This is a genomic window from Grimontia indica (assembly GCF_000333895.2).
Lineage (GTDB): Bacteria > Pseudomonadota > Gammaproteobacteria > Enterobacterales > Vibrionaceae > Enterovibrio > Enterovibrio indicus.
In genome coordinates this window covers 39,380-56,780 of sequence record NZ_ANFM02000017.1, presented here as the reverse complement: position 1 = coordinate 56,780, position 17,401 = coordinate 39,380, and the positions used below count along the sequence as shown (strand labels likewise).

Here is a 17,401-nt window from a genome sequence, read left to right as displayed (position 1 = left end):
TGTAATTACACAATCAGCTGCTTAAGCAATAATTCACGATAGATAAAGAAGAGCCCTATAACAAAGCCCACACCGATGACCAGCATGATGAACAGTCCTTTTACTCCCATAGCAGGTCTTAGAGGAATGTCTGACACGCCCGATGAGGTGTAGGTATTAAGTGCAGGAATTTTTATATTGAAAATTTCAAGAAGTGATTGGCGGAACTGGTTCAACGCTGGCTCACCATCCTTGTAATATTTGCCTTTAAAACCGGCATTAAGGCACATCGCATAAACACGCAGTATCTCGACCAACGCCTTTTTTTCTGCAGCTGTGGCGCTCTGATATTCGTTGATGAGCATGTTTAAACGCTCGAAAAAGAGCTCTCCCCCACAAGTGGTCTTGAAGTAGCGAGTTTGTAAGGGTTTCCATTGGGTGTCCCTTGCCCAAGCGGAGGCCAGCAGTCTTTCATCTGCCCATACATAGAGTGCAAATAAAGCGAGGTTCGCGCGCTTGTTTGACGATGCGTTCATCCCTTGCTCCAGTTCGATGCACCTTTTTTGTAGCTGCGCAACGAGCTCTTCATGGGGAGTGGTTAGCCTGTTTTCTGCGATCGCGGACGTTGTCGCCATAAATTTGCGTATTTGACTATCATTCATTGCTGTCTACTTCCTCAGCACATAGAGTGTGACTTGGGCACCCTCATCAGTTGGCCAGAATAAGGCAAGCTGGCCTTCTTCTCCTGTTTCCTGCCAGAGTTCATGACTCACATCGATTTCACAGTAAACCCCTTGTTCTTCCTTGGGTAATCCCCGTGGGGAGGTGCTGTGGGGTTGTAACGGAATACCAGAAAGCGCCCGCATGAGAATGGTGCTTAACATGGATTCTGGTGCTAGCTTTATCAGGTGGCTGAGTGCCTCTTCAATGTCTTCACGGTGTTGTCCTTCAAACAACAACCAGAATTGATAGTCTTCGTTAAAGGCGTCTTCCTCTATTTGGCAATACCAGGTTTCTTGCTGTTGACTGAACCTGATCACATGTTGAGGACCTACCGTGATCGTGTTTAGGGCTTGCTTTATTTGTGTTTGAAGTTCATCAAAAATCTGGCTGAGATTTTCATGATCGTATTCCGGCCAGCGCTCTTTCCCTGGTTCGCCGACAACAGATAACTGGCTCACGAAACTGCTTAGCTTAGCCACAATGGAGCAAACATCTGACCAGGCTTTTCTCGGATGGAGGATAGGGGTTTCTGTCACATCCTGAATTTTCCAAGCGCATTCTACGAGTACCCCAAGAACAAGCGTTAACCCGAAGTCATTGCTTCCCTGTTCAAGCAGTTCTTCCGCGGTGGGTTTGAACCTTTCAATGTGTTTTGCCCGCATCAAAATGTGATCACGAATATCAGTAAGCTGGGCTTTTAGGCGTTGTGAGTGTTGAACATTGATTAACGGCGGCACATAGCTTGATACTAAGCGGAATGCTCCACCTTCATGCTCGAGGCGCGCAATGGGTAAAAGGTCGTAGTCACTGATGTGTTCAAGCTCTGATTCAAAAAAAATCTTAACTAAAAACTTCATACTACGAACTTGGGCGTTCAACCCTTTACCATAGAGGTCAGGCACTGAATCCGATTCTTCTGGCACATAAAATCTTGATTCTAGTGAATTTGATAGCTGGTCGCGGCCCATTTCATCGGCATTGGCACCTTCTCCCCGCCATCGTTTGATACCGATGTAGACATTCACTGTTCGTCCCGGTGGAATGTCATCGTCGTCCAGTGTTCGTGTTAACACTGTCGCTTCCTGCGGCACTTTGAATACACTGCCTTCAGGAAAGAAAAACTCGCCACTATTGACGATAAACCGGCCTTGATCCAGATCTTCTGTCCGAATATGAATGTCCTTTAACCCCCAGTGTTCGTTTCGTGTTAACTGGTCTATCCTGTTTTGTCGAAACTGAAGATACTGAGATTCCATTTGAAAATGCTGAGGTTGCAGCAACATCCCCTGATGCCAATACACTGGTGTGATCTTGTCCATGTCCTGCTTACCTTATTCCGTTTCTGTTTCAGACCAGAGGGACTGTTCACCCGCTTTTAGCCGCACAGCCAATTTACCGGGACGGTAATGGTCCGTTTCCCACAATAAACTGCCCGTGGTGGTGTAATCGGTTGGGAATGCATAAAGCTGGGTGACATTTTTGGTGTCCAAATTCCAATATCCCGCTACTACGGCGAGGAATCTGACGCCTTCATGTCTATCCATCACATCAGAAAGAGTTAGCCCCGGTTGAAGATAGAGCCGCTGATAAAATGCCACGGAAGGGCCAAAGCGTTCACATTCCAGCAACTGCCTCACTCCTTGCTCACTTTGGCTGAATTGCACGAACTCAGCGCTGTCAGTCAGTTGGTAGACACACAACATCAGACTGGTTGGTGCGTCGTTTTTCACATTGAGTCGTTCATCAGCTTGTATGTGGTAGCTCACGGCAGATTTTTGCTTAGTCCACACCATTTGGTTGGGATGTTCCGCAGAGGGCGGCAGCTCTTCGGCCAGCTCGTCCGAACTGGAACAGGCCGTGAGGCCGAATAACAACATGGCAAGGAGTGTGTACTTCATGACGGTTACCTCATTATCGAGACTTTGGTTTGTGAAGGCGCGACGCCGTTTCCAACCGTATTAGGCGACATGCCATTGTGCATAGAAGGGTGAATTAAGGTTGTCGCTGGCATACCAGCATGGATCACACATGCACTGCCTGTGGAATTCCGGCATGGGCCAATAATCATAGAGGAGGCGACACCGCCCATCACACCAGCTTCATCGCCACTACTTAGCAATACTATGGTGTTCGTTGTAGCGGCAGGACCGCTCTCGATGATCACCTTGGTATTGGCGGTTGAAGGGTTAGTCATGGATCTGTTCATCGTGTTGGGGAAAGGGGCTGGTATGCCAATCGGTGGCGTTTTACATACGTCTGCCGGCGCCATGGAACTGCCTGAAACCGCGTTGTTAGCCATGCACATGTTGTTCTCCTATCCCAAATGAATTTTCTTGGCATCCATTGCCATGTGTTTACGTGCGATATGTACGCTGTTTTCTGATTCCACGACATGGGATCCTTCTACCCTCTGCGTGTAGCTGCCACTGCGTTGCTCATCATGTTCACGGACAGTGCGGATACATCGCCCCAGTTTGCTGATGAGCCATTCCGTATATGTTTCCGCCCGTTCGATCACTTGGTGGAGGATTGTCAGGGCAACATCAGCCTTTTCTGCAGTGAGCTTGACCTGGCTAGTTTGTACATGAGTAGATTGGGTTTTTACGTTCATTTCACTCGCGACAAGCGCGGCTTTCGCCGGGGTTTGTAACGTCAACCCAGCGAGGCTTGATAGCGTTAGCTTTTGTCCAGTATGCAAATTTAAAGAGCCAGGGAAGCTGATGTTGGCTGTCTCGATATTTGATTTTTCAAGAACATCAAGAATCCAGAACTTTCCACCTAATATGGCAAGTAAAACGGTGTCGCCGGCCTCAGGCACCAACAGGCATCCGGCTGCCTTGTTCGAAGAAAAGCGGCAGTGATTAACAGTGACAGTAAAAGCACCGTCGCAGACAGTATTGACAATACCGCTGGCCAGCCCGCCTTCCCGTTGATGAGCTGTCGTTTTTAATGGTGAGACGACCATGATTATTCTCCCTCTCTATTTCCAATTTTCTGCTTCTAACAGATCGGTATCAGTCCCTATTGACCCACGTTTGTCTGCACCTGAAAAATCGGTGTGTTCTAATTTTGTTCGATGAAATTTTGTATATTTGAGATTGCTTTTTGTGAAGTTGGCGAGACTAAAATCAGCATATGAAAAGTCGCAATAAGGCATATTGGCTTTGTAAAAGCTTGATGCTGAACCCATTACGGTTGTCATAATGCATTTTTGCATATCAGCTTCGGTAAAATTAGCGCCAGTCATTTCGGCACTATCAAAGATACAGCCTAATAAGGAGGTATTCTTAAAAGAGGAAAAATTGAGTTGTGCATTTTGAAATGCACAGCTTTTTAACATGGAATAAGACCAGTCGGTCTGTGAAAGCTTTGAATGGTTAAAATAACAATGTGCCATGCTGCTATTTTTTAAATCTAAATTTGTCATATCACAGTTATTAATTTGACAAGCAAAGAAACTGGTGTCTTTTAATACTATTTTTGTCAGGTCTTGGTCATCCATGTGGCACTTCTGAAATCGACATTTAATAAAACTAACGTCATTGATTTTACCTTCAGAAAAGATGAGGGATTTTAACTTTACTCGATTAAAAACTGATTCTGATATTTTACAGTCAGTCATCATCATTATGTTAATGGAGTTACTGTACCAGCGGGTGTGGTAGAGGCAGCAGGCTTCAATAGAAGAGTGCTCAAATGTGCTGTCTGATATAGTACAGAAGTTCATTTGATTATGTTTAAATGAGACAAATTCAGCCTCAATTTTTCTTAAGGTACTCGATATCATTAAACATCGTTCAAACTTAGTATTTTTTATCTTAGAAAAGCTGAAGTTTGTCTTATTGAGAACACAATTAATGAATGTTGTGTTTGACAAATCAGATTGATGAAATTTGTTTGAAGAAAAATCACATCCCTCAAAAGTCTTTCCGGATAGGTCTATATCAGATAGATCTGTATGCTTTAACTCTACATTACTGATATGCTCTGACTTATCTATCAGACTCAAAAAATCGATCCTTTTCATTATTGATAACCTCGAGTAATACCATTATCCAAGTAAAGTGCGCTTTATATTGCTAGTACGAAAAGCGTCTTTATTGATTTTTATCTTTCTTATGTCTGCGTTAAATAAACAGGCTCTTTGGAAGTTAGCACCTAAAAAACTTGATTTGATAAGGGAAGATTGCATGAGATTGGTACTGATGAAACTACAGCCTTCCATATCAGTTCTTCTAACTTGCCCTTGCTTTAATTGAACATTGTTGAAGCTGTTATAAGTGAGTTTACTTTCGTTAATATATGCGTGATTGAGTTCGGCCCCATGGAAGTTAGTGTTCTTAATATCTGCTTCTATAATACTGAGGCTGTCCAACTTTGCATGCATAAAGCTTGCATTGTCTAATTCTGCTTCGCTTAATGCTAAATGGGATATTTCTGAATTATCCATACACAGTGCTTCCCCTTTTATTCCCCACATACAGCATCGCTCACCTTGCGATTCACTAAGGTTCGTATTGTTGAAGCTGGCTTCATTAAAGATAGAGCGATTAAATATGCTTCCTTTCATCATTGCGTTATCAAAATTAGCTTCAAAAGCCATAACAGAAGAAAAGTCAGCATTGATTAAACACGATTGAGAGAGATTAGCTTTATCCATTTGCGACATATTAAATTTTGCGTGTGTGAGATCTGCAGCGGTTAAGTTGGCCTGTGTCAAATTAGATTCGCTAAAATCACTCTTTGCACACTGAGCTTCAATAAATGATGCTTCTTGTATTAATGCTCTGGTAAAGTCGCTTTCTTCCATCATGCAATGATCGAATTTGGCTTTCTCTGCTTGCACTTCCCGCATTGTGGTATTGGTGAGATCGCTACCGGTAAAGTCTGTCCCCATCATTAAAGCATTCGATAGATCTGCGCCTGACAATTGAATATTGGTTAAGTCTAATTCTGTTAAATCGAGTGACTGCAGTGATTCACCGTTGGCATAGGCTTGTTCCAATTCTTCGCGTGTCAGCTTTTGATTGGCTATACCTTTTTGTTGTTTAGTGGCTTTCGCTTGTTCTTCCAGCGCTTGAACATTTTTCTCAGCTTGCTCAGCATCATCGATTAACTGATTCATTTCTTCGTTAAATGCTGCCTGTTTTTTCTTGGCTTCAGCCAGTTTTAATTCGATGTCTTCTAAAGGGACATCTTTCATCGATTTCATCTTTGGCAGCAAGGTGTCAGGGCTTGGCTGATTGTTCAGCGCATCTCTCATATCCTGATATGTCATGGGGGTGGCAGGCGCATTTATTTGTGCCCTCGCCTTTTCTATTGCAGCATAAATGGGGGCTTTATCTTCTAGAAAGCGACCTTGCTTTAATAAGGTTTCTTCTGTTTGAGCAAGGTGCTTTTCTGCCTGCTCCTGCATAAATTGCTCAGGCGGTTTTCCTTCGGTGTGTTTGTCGTATGTTGCTTGGATGAGCTCTTCTATTGAGGGCGGTTCAAGGGCTTCATTAGACACATAAGGTTGCAACCATTCGCGTGGTTCGTGTCCGTCTGCTATCAGGTCATCCAAACATTCACAATCTTGCGGTAACTGCCAAGCGATGACATTGGGATGCAGGGCTTGCCAAGGTTCGAGTAAACTCTGGTCGCTATTGTTGCCAGCCGCAACGGGGATCAGAATGCTTTCTGCGTGCGCTAATTCATCAGCTTGAATGAATGTGGCATCTTCGGCGACGATCACCATGATGGAGTCGTCAATGTCCTGCGCGATTTGCCAACCCAGAAACAATTCATCTGCTATGAGGATGTTTTTTCCTTCTGGTCCCGAGCGCCAATTGACAGTTTGGCCGCCGGGAACTTGATACTCCCCATTGGGGTCGCTCAGGTGGTTTGGTCTGACAGTGATAGATACAAATTCGTCGCCCTGATATGTGGGTAGTAGCCATCCCGGGCCAATATCTAAGCTTTCTGGTGCTTCAAGGCCCCATTCTTTTGCTACAAAGGGGTAAGGTTTGTCTATATAGCCCAGCATGTAACGCGCAGCACTCACTGATCTCAGACCGTTTGCCTGATATTCCTCCCAGTGTTTTGAGACGTTTAATTCCGCCAGTGCCAGCAGACTGCTGGCACGCAGGTTCCAGTCTTCCGGGTCTCTGCCGACGTTGTTTATTTTTTCTTTTGCAGCTTGTAATTTCTGTTGTGCATCTAACGTTGCCTGACCGTTTGTCTGTTGAGAATTACCAGCCGCTTCTTTGCTCAATCTTTCATATTGTTTGTCTAATGTCTTGAGGCTTGATTGTTTGAATTCGCTGAGCTGTTTTTGTTGCTTTTCTAACCCTTCCAAGAATTCACTGGTGTCTTCGCCAAATCCTTCGAGCATATCTGTCATAAAGGATCCGTAGTCTGCTATTCCAACGGTAAGGGTGGGTACCAGTCCTCTTAGCTGGGCGATTTCAAAATGACGTTGCCTCGCATTGTCTGCATTGGCTTTTTCTCTCTCCCGTTGAATAGCGAGTTCTTTGAGAGACGCTTCCTGAGCAGCGGCTTCATTGTCCGAAGGATCAATGCCAGCCATTTTTGCTGCCTGCTCAGCAGGCGTGCTGTTTGCTTCGGCAAGGTAATGTTCGATAGGCAAAAGCTCGGTGCCCGGTGGCTCCAAGCCCAGCACTACCGTTTTTACGTCCAGAGCCTCATCATCTGTAATTTCAATTACCCCGTGGTAAATGACTACGCCAAGCTCGACACTGGGAAAGAACCAAACCGTATCGCGGTTCAATGTGATTTCTGAAAACAGCGTGCTGTCTTCTGTTTCATGAAGCGCAAATGCTCTTGGCGTATGAGTGGGTATGCGCCCGGTAAAGACCGGCTGAGTGGGGTGGAGATTAACCAACTGGAACTCTGCACCTTCAGGCACCCATCCCGAAAGCTGTTGGTCAGTGGGGGCGACATTAAAGTAGTTGAGATCAAAATCCTGTGGGTAGCCTGGCCAATGATCAGCAAACCAATCTTTATCGTAAGTTCCCAGTTGTTTGTAGCGACGCGGATGATGGGCATACAAAGGTAAGAAACTCGCGGGTTCTATTTCATGGTCTCTATGCAGTTGGGTATGGCCTGGATAGTTCACCATGGCAGGTTGCTGGAACACATTTCCACTGGGATTCTCGGCGCACTTTTCGTGTCCGTAGGCGTTCGCCCAATCGATAGCCACTGTGCGAAATGGTGACGCAGAGGTCGCTTCGTCTTTCTGCCAGTGCCTCGGGCCATGGACTTCAAGGGTTTTACTGTTCCCTGCGAGCCCTGATTTGACCCTTGTATGCTCTTTGGGCGACTCGTAGCAATGTGCTTTTCCTTTGACCAACCATTCACCGTTTGTTTTCGGCATGCCTGTATCCAGGATCTCTTCTCCCAGCTCTTCAGCCAGTAGATTCCACATCTCTTGTTCATCTTTGAGTGTGTTTTGTTGACCAAGCGTGAAAGCCACTGTTGTTGTGACAGTAAAATATTGCTTACCAGCCAGTGAAAACGGGGCGGTTAATATGCCTTGATTAAGGTCTTTTATAATTCTCATTTTTCATTAATCCCGATTAATCAGACATCTATGCTTATAAGTCTATGTCGCCCATTTCTATGGAAACGCCGCCTATTCTGAGGCAAATATGTTGGTTACCTGGGGTGTCATCCATGACGATTTCCGCTCCTGACACTGTTTTGAGCGTATTTCTGTATGGCGTTTGGTCATTCACGATGTTTTGGTTTTTGGCATTTGGGATCGTGCTTTGTATGACGGGCAGGTCAGGGTTGCCTTCTTCAAAAGTGAGGAGTACCTCTGTGCCTTTGAGCAATGGAAAGTGGAAACCTTGGGCATTTCCGCCATAAGGTTGAGCGAGTCGAATCCAATGGGATGCTTTACCGTCTTCTTTGCTATCTGATGCCAGATCAAAAGGCATGATAACTTTGTAGCGACCTTGTTCGTCGAGCAGGGCACTGTCCCCATTTCCTATTCCGTCTATCACTGCGCTGAGCACACCAGTGATTTGGGGAGTCGGTGTGTTGGGCTGGCTGTAATAGTGTACGGAGGCTGGAACACAAGTGAATTGGTTGGTGTAGTTAATCGTGTCAACGTTTTCATTCTTACTGATGCCGTGCGTAAGAAATGTGGATTGTTTTGCTGTGTGACGAACTTCTGTGATCAGATACGATTGATTTAAACGGCCAAGGAAATGGTCTTTTAAGGCGAAGGTATAGCCTGACTCTACCCAGATTGCGCGACTTTTACCGACATACTGTTTTAACTGGCAAGCGAGTTGACGTGCACAGATTTCTGCAAGATGGTCCACATCTTCGCTCCGTTTAAACTGGGTGCTGTAAACGTAGGTTTTGCCAAAGCCTTTATCTGCGACGGGATGGATAACTTCACTTTGAACATCAGGCTTTTGTTCATCAAAAGCTCTTAGGTGGACATCAACTGTACGGTGCTGCAAATGTTCGGTGAAAGTATGTATCAATTGAGGCTTATTGCTAGAAGCTTCCTGTTCGTCTTCAATGGAATCTAAACCGGATATTGACGCATAAGTAAGCTGTGCTTCGTTTTTACTCTCGTGGATGAGACTTAAATCTCTGATACACAGACAATCCGTCCCATTTTTTTGGTCGAAAAAGTAGTAGATGCCCGTTTTTTCCATAAGACGTGAAACAAAGTCCAATGCGGATTCATTGAATTGGCAGACGTATTCATGTTGCGGATATTCTTTAGTGAGTGAGACATCAATGGTCAAGGTTATCCCGTTGGACTCTATGTCGGTTAACACATGAGTAATGATCTCCGGAACGTTTTTATCTAAGAAAATCTGGCTTTGCGTACCCAGTCCCAATGCCCATAAACGAGGTACTAAAGTGACTTGTATACGCCACTGGCCATGCGTTTTTGCCAACAGTCGGGTTTCGGAGATAATACCGTGATATGTCTGGGGTTCATCGACGCCATTACGCATCAAAAACTGACCTCCTTGTCCGAGAAATACATCTGGATCAATCGGTTCGGGACAGCTTAGGGTGATGTCAAAACAGTAGGGTTGTGAGATAGCCTCTTTGCCATCGACTTCAATGACGTTTAGCGGACTGCCTTGCCAGTTTGTGGAAGTGAATTCAAAGTCCATCATAAATCCCTATCTCTGGAGTGTTTACCTATCATCTTTAGTGCTGATAATGTGGGTTTATTTGATTCTATTTATCTGTTTTGGAAATCAATTACTCGTTCCGTCGACAGAAAAATAATCCAGCTGGAAGTTCAATTTAAATAATCCGTTTCCTAACGAGGAATTCAGTCCAAGCAGCGCTGAATTATCGTCACCTAAGTAGGATTGGGTACCTTCCAAACGCTCGTACCTAAGGTCTAAATTAACGTCCAGCCCTTCTTGTATATATTTCTTTAATGTTCTGAGTAGCTTTCTATGCTTATTGCCATCAGGCATTAATCCGAGAAAAAGTGTGTAGTCATGGGTTGTTATTCGTATTTGGATATTGTTGGCACAGTCAAGTAGCTGTTCACCCAAATAGCATTCTCCATTTAGGTGGGTGTTCTGTTGACCTAGCAGGCACAACTGGCTTGAAGGGACATCTACCCATTTGGGGTACCATTGATATATTGAAACTGACGCATCGTTTCCAACCAGTTCTTGAACCACTGACTTTAGCCCGTATGCCGATCGCCTTGTCTGTGTGAATAGTCCTGCATAGGGGAGGAGTTCGAAGGCGTCGAATTCATCTTGGGCACTGGTTGCCGGAATGCACTGACCTAAAAACGAAAACAGATGGCTCGTTTTTGCTTGATCATTTCGCTCAACAAGCCAGGATATGAGCCGGTACTTCTCCCATGCCTGAAAGTACTGCTCATAAACAGGTTCCACCAAGAGATCCAGAAAATCACGTTGTACTGTTTCATCATTTCTGAATTCCGCTAGAAGCTCTTCTGTATAGAAGGTTGGCAACGGTGAGGCGATACCATACAAACCAAGAATGTTGGTGGTGATTTCTATATGGTCATTGTCTTTAACTATGCTTTCCAGATGATTAGCTGAAAAAGCCAGTGATAACGTAGAACGTGACTTTATTTTGTTTTTAGTCTCTGTGAGACCAGAATTTAATAACCTAATAGCCTGTATATAAGTGAACTTATGTGGCTCTTCAAAAAGCAGGTCAATAGGCTGACGTTTATTCAAACTAGACATTTTAAACCCACCTTTTCTGGCCAGGTAATACGATAATGTGTCCCTGCTTCTTCAACGACAAGTCTTGTAAAGCTATTAATGCTGCTATAGCCAGACAGAAGTTTGTTGATCGCACAACCAAACAAATACATATCGCCTTTCCCAGAAAAGCCATCTGGATGAAGAGTGATGACTATTTCATTTCCTCTCGCCATCATTCCTTCAAAAAGTCGTAATATGGGTTGTGAGGTGATGGTCAAAATCGATTCAACACGTTTTGTATTAGCAAGGGTGGTTGACGTATCCTTTGAGTCGGTAAATATATATAGCTTGAGCAAAGTAATTAGGTTCTGTCTTTCCGCCAAGCTAGCCTGGTTGATATATAAGTGTGACAGCATTCTCCACAGTAACTGGTCACCAAGTGGTGATTCTACAGCGGTCGTGGGTTTGGTGATGTTAGAGAACTCGGCTAATACAGGCGATGTACTGGTTGCTTCACATATGTCGCCCACTCTCAGACTGTCTGCAACACTGCCATTTGTACACTTCACTTTAATCGCTAAGTGTTCTTGCTTTATTTGATTTAACGGATCGGTATAGGCTACTGATATATAGGAATCGCAGGCATCTCTTACCATCGAGGCCTTTCTCTTCATAGAATAAACAGGTACTCGGGTAGATTGAGGGTTAAACATGGTAAAGGGCAAATACTCTCTCTGATTAGCTGAGCCTTGTTGGAAGCCTACAATACTTTCAAGAGAATAAATCTGGTACTTATCTCCACCCGCGGGGTTAACTCTATATTCAGTGATACTATGGTCTAAACTGATGCTATCAGCATGATGGTTGAATAAATTAACAGCTGGGACGCAAAATAGCTGAAAGTCTTCGCGTTTAAATGCTTTGTATGGGTTAGGCGTTTTCCATCTAAGTTGTATTGAGAACGTTTTCTCATTGAGGAATCGATTTTGTTGTAACCATTCTATGCCAAGAATATCTATATATAATTGATGTTTTGGTAGTGTGAAATATTCCTGAATACTTTTAAAAGATGTATTGGCATTATTGGGATACTCAAACAAACTGATAGCACCACTCTCAGAAAGTAGACTTATTGATTGGTTGCCAATTAAAGAGTACTTCTTTCCTTGACAAACCAATGTAGTGCCTTCGAGGTTTTCTCGAATAAATAGCAGGTTGTCCGAGGCGTCAACATAGCTCCCGTCTAAATAAATACGAAGGTAGTTTTCTTTTAGTACAGCTACTGATGCTTCAATGAAATTAAAATTAAGTTGCAAAAAACTGGGTTGAACTTCAGCCGAATCTAACGCTAAAGGGTAGATACTGAGATCTTCGCAGGTAGTGAATTTGCAGGTAACCCCGTTATTTTCAATGCTGTTGAGCTCTGTACCCGCTTTTACTTTACACAGTTCATTCAGGCCTATCTTAGGCTTGAATTGAACGATTGTTGTTGCAGGTAAAGGACGCATATAGTGCGGGAATAGCAGATGAGCCAGACTATGGATCAGCTCAGGAAAATCATCATCAAGGCGCTGTTGAACAGAGCCTGTTAGGTATGCGACCCCTTCAAGAAGCCTCTCCACATCAGGGTCAGCACTTTGGTCTGCCAACATAGGTGCTAGAGAGGGGTGCCTCTTCGAGAACTCCTTTCCTAGGCTCCTGAGCAGAGAAAGTTGATTTTGATAATGATCTTTGAACATGCTTAATTATTTCCGCTGTAAGGCAATATAGCCGTCTGGCTTTAATACTGTTTCAAAAACTAACGGTATTATCTTATTCTTGAGTTCAATCTTTGCCTCTAAAACAAAACATAATGCTAGTGGTGATTTATTATCTTTCTGTGTATAGACATTGACTGACTTAACTCTTCTTTCATATTTCAAAATCAATTCTGAAAGGAAATTCTCTAGGTCATGTCTGATATCAGAGCCTTCACCCCAGCGTAAATCACTAAAATCAGGCATACCAAAGTCTTTATCAATGGGTACGCTTCCCTGTTGGGTATTTAAGATTCTATGTATATGATTTGTGATAGAGTCCAACAGTAACTCTTTGTCAGAAGAATTTTCACCGCCAGATCTGATTCTCTCTAGTAATCGTTGCTGTTTCACATAAGACCCAAACAGGGGGCGTACCCCCTAGATTAATGGCTCAGGGGTTTATACCCATGAATCCTCAGCCGAAATATTTCCGTCATTGTAAGTATGAATTATTTTCGAGTAGCTAAAGCTGACTTCTTCCATATCCATATAAGCTTGATTATCCGGATGGAATGTTAGCGGGGTATGTGCCTTTCGATTGACAATAATTGCATCTTCTAACTGGATAGTATAATAATGCTCTTCAATACCTTCCGCAGTAATACGCCAAAAATCTAAGGTCACGTTTGAAAACCTTTCGCCACTACATACGGCTTGGAATATTTTTGGTGAAGCGACATCAAGACCTTTTACTACGGTGAGAGGGTTGTGAATCCTCTGTCCTGTTGGTAAACCATCATGCGGGTTTTTAGGAATTGTTGTTTCCTGTTCACATTGATAAACAAGTATTTTATCTTTCTTGCTATCGTGTGATTGAATACAACCACCTTTAATATCTCCCTGTGTTTTTCCAGTCAGAGACATGTACATTGTTAATGCCATGCGTAAGCTCCTTTAATGATTTAAATACACGCTTTTACTCTTTGTCGAGTTTCCCGACCAATGAGAGGGTAAATGACGCTCCCATATATTTAAAATGAGGCCTTGCTTTAAGTGACACCTGATACCAACCTGGATCACCTTCAACATCATTCACAGCAATTTGTGCTCCCCTTAAAGGGTGTTTACTTCTTACGCCCGGCTGTGGGTTATCCATCTCTGTGACATATTGGCTAATCCAATTATTTAGCTCTCGTTCGAGATCTTGTTTTTCTTTCCAGCTGCCAATATTTTCTCGTTGTAATACTTTTATGTAGTGCGCCAACCGATCCATCACCAACATGTAGGGAAGCTGGGTAGATAGCTTGTAATTAAGCTCGGCTTCTTTAGCGCCTGGGCCAGAGAAAGTTTTGGGCTTTTGACAAGAGTTTGCCGAAAAGAATGCTGCGTTATCGCTCCCTTTTCGCATGGTCAAGCCAATAAAGCCTTCTTCGCTGAGTTCGTACTCTCTGCGCTCTGAAAGTAAAACTTCTGTGGGAATTTGTGATTTGACCTCACCCTGCGAGTGGAACTGGTAAGTCGCGAGATCGTCAACCATGCCACCGCTTTGTGGGCCAATAATGTTTGCACACCAGCGATAGTCTGCGAAGCTGGCAGCGAGCCTTGTTGCAAATGCAAAAGCTGTGTTGCCCCAGCAGAAGTTATCGTCGTTGTCATTGACCTGCTCTTTATAGTTGAATAATTTGCAGATTTTTCCGTCTCCGCCATAAGGCTGACGAAGAAGGAACCTTGGTAATGTTAAACCTATATGGCGAGCATCTTCACTCTCTCTGAACGAATTCCATTTTTGATATTGAGGCCCTTCAAATACAGACCTGAGGTCTTTTAATGAGGGCAGATTCTTCCAATTATCAATACCAAAGAACTCTCGGCCTGCTGCTGCAATGAAAGGTGAATGAGACATAGTGCAAACTGCCGCGATATCAGAGAGCAGTTTCATGTCTTGAGAGCCCGGGCCGAATTCATAATCTGCTATGATTGCCCCATAAGGTTGACCGCCAAACTGCCCATATTCTTTTGTGTAGGCTAACTGGTACAAACCTGACTTCACGATTTCTGGGCTATCCTCAAAGTCCTCATACAAGTCTTGTTTGGACAGGTTCATCATTTCTAGACGAATGTTTTCCTTAAAATCCGTTCTTTCCACCAGAAATTGTAAACCGCGCCAAGTGCTCTCAATCTTAAGGAAGTTAGGATCATGCAATATTTCATCGACTTGAAGAGACATCTGCTCATCAATTTCTCCAATGATCGCATCGACTAGGTCACCATTAATTTTTACTCCACGGTACTCGGGTTTCACCAGATCCCTAATTAACGCTTCAACACCGCTTTTCATGATTGGAAATGCTTGGTTGTCTGGTGTGACTTTTGTGGCTTCTACGATTTGATCCAGCAAAGTAATATCTTGGATACTATTAACCTGTTGACCACTGTCTTGTACTACGTTTGTGTCGCTCATTCTGAGTCTCCTTTCTCTATGAACTCATCTAAGCCGATTTCTTTTAACAAAGTGGTGCGCGATTCATCATCAACAATAAGCGTTTGTAGTTTTTTTCTAAATTCAGGTACGTTACTTAATGGTCCTTTTAGTGCTTTCAGAGCCTCTCTTAACTCCAGTAATTTTCTGAGTTCAGGAACTTGTTTGATAATGTTGTCAGGTTCAAAGTCCTTCATACTTTCAACATTTAGAGAAACGGCTATATTTTCACCTTCCTCTGCACCTGCTAGTTTCCTTGGAACAGAAAGCTGCAAGCTCAATCCTTGCGATTGAAGAACATCATCAAAATTGGCTTTGTTTATATCTACTGGATTACGTTCTTCAACAGGTCTCTCGTCCTCTTGATTTGAAAACTCTCCAACTACCAACATTTTTAGTGGAAGTTCTACACCTTCAGATGCGCCATCAGTAGCGGGACGATAAACTATATTTACCCTTTCTTTTGGGGAGACAGTTCCTTTATCACTCATTATTGACTCCTAGCTTTTAACTATTTACTTCTGAATAACTCCCTTACCTTTGTGGGATCTATTCTAGAAATCTTTTGTATAACATGAAGATATTGTGACCTTTGATTGGTTCTGTAATAGACTTCTGCTGCACACTCCAAGAAATCAATGCATAGCATTGGTTCCCACTCCTCTAACTTATAAGTATCTATAGCCGTTATTAATAACTCAAGCTGACACAAGGAAAGTTCGAGATTTCCACTATTTAATGATGCCTTTACTTGGTGGTAGATCTCTCTATATAAACTACTTTTGGATTTGCTTATTTCTAATCTTCTTGTTGGATCCGATTCCGAATGCTCTGTAACTAAATGATTTTTATGTTGATATTTATTTTCTTTTTCTATCCAGTTTATAGTATCTAATTCGGCAAATGGTGTGCCGTCCGAAAAAGAGTAAAGATGAATACTTTCTATGTGGTCAATAAATTTAAGTAGCTCTCGCTTTACTTGTTTGGCAATATCTATATGATCTAGTTTCTTCAAGGCGATATAAGTGAATCTATTCAGATCTAGCCAATAAGGATACTGTAAAAGCTTAGATTCACTCGACTTTATCAGCTCTATCCAATTCTCAGAATCAAATAGCGTTTTTAATATTCTCTTATCATTGATATCAGGTGGTAATATACCTGTTTTATTTTCCTCTATAGTTGTTGGAGGAAGATATATATCGCTCCAGACTCCTATTCTTCTTAGCCTATAGTGCTTACTACTAAAAATATCGTTATCCATTATTTGTAAAGAAAGACTCTTCAATTGATTTAGATTGGCCTTTATCAATTTTTCGTGGCTTTCTGCATAGTAAAATTTCTCTACATTATTTTCCAGGCTCTCTTTAGGATAATGTACGCTATTTTCTGATTCTTTTTTTCCGACATCAATGGGCTCGTATCCTAGTATGCTTGAACCTTCGTCGCAAACATTCTCAGAGATAGCAGAGTGTAAACAACTAATTAACCTCTGAGTTGGAATCAGCTGTGTGGTACTGTCAGAAAACTGTTCTTGTATTTTTTCTAAATCTTTTAAAAGGATAGAAGCTTTATCTCTACTTAATTCTTCTTTGTGCTTTGAAATCCAATCAATAGTTTTTTCTATCCACCAATCAAAGAATTTTTCATTTTTCTTTGATGTCTCTACTTTTACTTCTTTAACAAAGCCATCAAGAACATTATACGATTCTAAGATTGTTTGACATCCATGATTGTATAGCCTGGCTATAAACCAATAGGTTAAGATCTGAAGACTCTTGTCAAAATTTTCAAGTATATCATATGAATACTCTTCTACTTTTTTCCAGTCTATCTTCTTTTCTGGATTTATCTCGTTTAGCTTTCTTATTTCTTCTTTTACTAAATAATAGGAATTATTGTCATGTAACTCATCTAATGAGATTTTCTTGTCATCAGTAATCGGTTTTAGTATTCTCTCCATCGTCTTTCTTCACTTTCTTAATAACAGGGTAAAGTTATCTATTTGATTTATTTCAAGTAGACAGATGCTTGTATGGAGAACAATCTTCCTTTCGCTACCAATATTCAGACATAGACTACTTATCTCTCTTGCTTATTTGTAATTTCCCATGAGGATCATGATTATAGAAGTGCTAAGTGGTGTGAGACTTAGAGGCACTCTATATAATCGCTTAAGCAAATGTCTAAAATAATATACTTTGTTTATATATGGTTTTTTAATAACTATTTACGTATTTAATTACGCCTTAGGCTTCTATTTTTTATAAGTGAATTTCATGTCTTAAGAGTTGTTTACA

General features: G+C 42.3%; 16 protein-coding genes. 1 reads left to right on the top strand and 15 read right to left on the bottom strand.

The genetic code is table 11. The features are described from left to right. Nucleotides 1-5 precede the first annotated feature (5 nt). The 4 genes from D515_RS11075 to D515_RS25295 are packed head-to-tail and all read right to left on the bottom strand — an operon-like array spanning nt 6 to nt 2,932. A complete protein-coding gene (locus D515_RS11075) occupies nt 6-641 on the bottom strand; it encodes a DotU family type IV/VI secretion system protein (RefSeq protein ID WP_039849951.1) in 636 nt (211 codons plus the stop codon). Nucleotides 642-647: 6 nt separating this feature from the next. Continuing rightward, nucleotides 648-2,021, bottom strand: a complete 1,374-nt coding sequence (gene tssK, locus D515_RS11070; RefSeq protein ID WP_002538483.1) for a type VI secretion system baseplate subunit TssK — start codon at nt 2,019-2,021, stop codon at nt 648-650. Nucleotides 2,022-2,033: 12 nt separating this feature from the next. Then, nucleotides 2,034-2,600, bottom strand: coding sequence for a type VI secretion system lipoprotein TssJ (tssJ, locus tag D515_RS11065; RefSeq protein ID WP_002538481.1), 567 nt, complete (start codon nt 2,598-2,600; stop codon nt 2,034-2,036). Nucleotides 2,601-2,605: 5 nt separating this feature from the next. Continuing rightward, nucleotides 2,606-2,932 carry a PAAR-like domain-containing protein gene (locus D515_RS25295; protein ID WP_239643970.1) on the bottom strand — a complete coding sequence of 109 codons (327 nt, stop codon included), beginning with the start codon at nt 2,930-2,932 and terminating at the stop codon, nt 2,606-2,608. Here D515_RS25295 and D515_RS26350 point away from each other — a divergent pair. Beyond that, on the top strand, nt 2,895-3,029 hold the full coding sequence (locus tag D515_RS26350) for a hypothetical protein (protein WP_275040976.1): 135 nt from the start codon (nt 2,895-2,897) through the stop codon (nt 3,027-3,029). The genes D515_RS25295 and D515_RS26350 overlap by 38 nt on opposite strands. On the opposite strand, the gene D515_RS11060 is transcribed toward D515_RS26350, so the two are convergent. The 11 genes from D515_RS11060 to D515_RS11010 form a co-directional block, all read right to left on the bottom strand. Further along, nucleotides 3,017-3,667, bottom strand: coding sequence for a DUF3540 domain-containing protein (locus tag D515_RS11060; RefSeq protein WP_002538478.1), 651 nt, complete (start codon nt 3,665-3,667; stop codon nt 3,017-3,019). The genes D515_RS26350 and D515_RS11060 overlap by 13 nt on opposite strands. A 15-nt stretch (nt 3,668-3,682) precedes the next feature. Then, on the bottom strand, nt 3,683-4,729 hold the full coding sequence (locus D515_RS11055; RefSeq protein WP_002538476.1) for a pentapeptide repeat-containing protein: 1,047 nt from the start codon (nt 4,727-4,729) through the stop codon (nt 3,683-3,685). 24 nt (nt 4,730-4,753) lie between these two features. After that, on the bottom strand, nt 4,754-8,263 hold the full coding sequence (locus tag D515_RS11050; RefSeq protein ID WP_002538475.1) for a DUF2169 domain-containing protein: 3,510 nt from the start codon (nt 8,261-8,263) through the stop codon (nt 4,754-4,756). A 34-nt stretch (nt 8,264-8,297) separates the two neighbouring features. Beyond that, nucleotides 8,298-9,854 (bottom strand): type VI secretion system Vgr family protein, encoded by a 1,557-nt coding sequence (locus tag D515_RS11045; RefSeq protein WP_039849950.1) that lies wholly within the window; start codon nt 9,852-9,854, stop codon nt 8,298-8,300. Nucleotides 9,855-9,938: 84 nt separating this feature from the next. After that, nucleotides 9,939-10,922 (bottom strand): type VI secretion system baseplate subunit TssG, encoded by a 984-nt coding sequence (tssG, locus tag D515_RS11040; RefSeq protein WP_002538472.1) that lies wholly within the window; start codon nt 10,920-10,922, stop codon nt 9,939-9,941. Beyond that, entirely contained in the window at nt 10,910-12,622 is a 1,713-nt protein-coding gene (gene tssF, locus D515_RS11035; protein WP_002538470.1) for a type VI secretion system baseplate subunit TssF, read from the bottom strand. Before tssF ends, tssG begins: the two co-directional genes overlap by 13 nt. A gap of 6 nt (nt 12,623-12,628) precedes the next feature. Further along, the gene (gene tssE / locus D515_RS11030) at nt 12,629-13,033 is read right to left on the bottom strand and encodes a type VI secretion system baseplate subunit TssE (protein WP_039849949.1); all 405 of its coding nucleotides are present in this window, start codon (nt 13,031-13,033) and stop codon (nt 12,629-12,631) included. Between the two features lie 48 nt (nt 13,034-13,081). After that, nucleotides 13,082-13,564 carry a type VI secretion system tube protein TssD gene (gene tssD, locus D515_RS11025; protein WP_039849948.1) on the bottom strand — a complete coding sequence of 161 codons (483 nt, stop codon included), beginning with the start codon at nt 13,562-13,564 and terminating at the stop codon, nt 13,082-13,084. Between the two features lie 34 nt (nt 13,565-13,598). Next, entirely contained in the window at nt 13,599-15,083 is a 1,485-nt protein-coding gene (gene tssC / locus D515_RS11020; protein ID WP_002538469.1) for a type VI secretion system contractile sheath large subunit, read from the bottom strand. Beyond that, nucleotides 15,080-15,592, bottom strand: coding sequence for a type VI secretion system contractile sheath small subunit (tssB, locus tag D515_RS11015; protein WP_002538467.1), 513 nt, complete (start codon nt 15,590-15,592; stop codon nt 15,080-15,082). Before tssB ends, tssC begins: the two co-directional genes overlap by 4 nt. A gap of 20 nt (nt 15,593-15,612) precedes the next feature. Continuing rightward, nucleotides 15,613-17,064 carry a TssA family type VI secretion system protein gene (locus D515_RS11010; RefSeq protein WP_002538465.1) on the bottom strand — a complete coding sequence of 484 codons (1,452 nt, stop codon included), beginning with the start codon at nt 17,062-17,064 and terminating at the stop codon, nt 15,613-15,615. Between the last annotated feature and the right edge of the window lie 337 nt (nt 17,065-17,401).

What these genes read in the sequence shown, in the direction of transcription:
- D515_RS11075 (WP_039849951.1), bottom strand. Translation starts at nt 641, where the DNA reads ATGAATGATAGTCAAATACGCAAATTTATGGCGACAACGTCCGCGATC.
- tssK (WP_002538483.1), bottom strand. Translation starts at nt 2,021, where the DNA reads ATGGACAAGATCACACCAGTGTATTGGCATCAGGGGATGTTGCTGCAA.
- tssJ (WP_002538481.1), bottom strand. Translation starts at nt 2,600, where the DNA reads ATGAAGTACACACTCCTTGCCATGTTGTTATTCGGCCTCACGGCCTGT.
- D515_RS26350 (WP_275040976.1), top strand. Translation starts at nt 2,895, where the DNA reads ATGGATCTGTTCATCGTGTTGGGGAAAGGGGCTGGTATGCCAATCGGT.
- D515_RS11060 (WP_002538478.1), bottom strand. Translation starts at nt 3,667, where the DNA reads ATGGTCGTCTCACCATTAAAAACGACAGCTCATCAACGGGAAGGCGGG.
- D515_RS11055 (WP_002538476.1), bottom strand. Translation starts at nt 4,729, where the DNA reads ATGAAAAGGATCGATTTTTTGAGTCTGATAGATAAGTCAGAGCATATC.
- D515_RS11050 (WP_002538475.1), bottom strand. Translation starts at nt 8,263, where the DNA reads ATGAGAATTATAAAAGACCTTAATCAAGGCATATTAACCGCCCCGTTT.
- D515_RS11045 (WP_039849950.1), bottom strand. Translation starts at nt 9,854, where the DNA reads ATGATGGACTTTGAATTCACTTCCACAAACTGGCAAGGCAGTCCGCTA.
- tssG (WP_002538472.1), bottom strand. Translation starts at nt 10,922, where the DNA reads ATGTCTAGTTTGAATAAACGTCAGCCTATTGACCTGCTTTTTGAAGAG.
- tssF (WP_002538470.1), bottom strand. Translation starts at nt 12,622, where the DNA reads ATGTTCAAAGATCATTATCAAAATCAACTTTCTCTGCTCAGGAGCCTA.
- tssD (WP_039849948.1), bottom strand. Translation starts at nt 13,564, where the DNA reads ATGGCATTAACAATGTACATGTCTCTGACTGGAAAAACACAGGGAGAT.
- tssC (WP_002538469.1), bottom strand. Translation starts at nt 15,083, where the DNA reads ATGAGCGACACAAACGTAGTACAAGACAGTGGTCAACAGGTTAATAGT.
- tssB (WP_002538467.1), bottom strand. Translation starts at nt 15,592, where the DNA reads ATGAGTGATAAAGGAACTGTCTCCCCAAAAGAAAGGGTAAATATAGTT.
- D515_RS11010 (WP_002538465.1), bottom strand. Translation starts at nt 17,064, where the DNA reads ATGGAGAGAATACTAAAACCGATTACTGATGACAAGAAAATCTCATTA.